Source organism: Burkholderia singularis, from assembly GCF_900176645.1.
Taxonomy (GTDB): domain Bacteria; phylum Pseudomonadota; class Gammaproteobacteria; order Burkholderiales; family Burkholderiaceae; genus Burkholderia; species Burkholderia singularis.
On sequence record NZ_FXAN01000023.1, the window covers coordinates 1 to 817 of the forward strand.

At 61.8% G+C, this 817-nt stretch carries 1 protein-coding gene; it reads left to right on the plus strand.

Annotated features, from left to right (window positions below; translation table 11 throughout):
* The coding region (locus tag BSIN_RS02065) for a ferritin family protein (RefSeq protein WP_089339365.1) at positions 1-817 on the plus strand (817 nt) is incomplete at both ends.

Below are 817 nucleotides of genomic sequence, written 5' to 3' on the forward strand. Positions count from 1 at the left end.
ATGCTTTATCCGGAGCTTTACAAGTCGCTCGAAGCGGTCCGCTGGGACATGGAGAAGGACATTCCGTGGGATCAGTTCGACGCGTCGCTATTGACCGACGAGCAGGCGGAGACGATCAAGATGAACGCGATCACGGAGTGGTCGGCACTGCCCGCGACGGAGATGTTCCTGCGCGACAACCACCACGACAGTGATTTTTCGGCGTTCATGAGCGTGTGGTTCTTCGAGGAGCAGAAGCATTCGCTGGTGTTGATGGAGTATCTGCGGCGCTTTCGCCCGGAGCTGATGCCGACGGAGGAGGAACTGCACGCGGTGCGTTTCGAATTCGATCCGGCGCCGCCGCTGGAGACGCTGATGCTGCATTTTTGCGGCGAGATCCGTCTGAATCACTGGTATCGGCGGGCGGCGGAGTGGCACACGGAGCCGGTGATCAAGCACATCTACGAGACGATCTCGCGCGACGAGGCGCGCCACGGGGGCGCGTATCTTCGTTACATGAAGAAGGCGATGAACAACTGCGGGGACGTGGCGCGCGCGGCGTTCGCGAAGATCGGGGTGCTGATGGCGTCGGCGCGGCGCACGGAAAAGCCGCTGCACCCGACGAACCTGCACGTGAACCAGGCGCTGTTTCCGCGCGACACGGTGCAGTCGCGGCTGCCGGACCCGGAATGGCTGGAGCGTTGGCTCGACGAGCAGATCCGTTTCGACGGCGAGTGGGAGAAGAAGGTGGTCGAACGGATTTTGCACAATCTGTCGGTGCTGTTCGAGCGCACGTTCGCGACCGCGCAGGAGCTTAACCGCTACCGTAAGGAAGTGA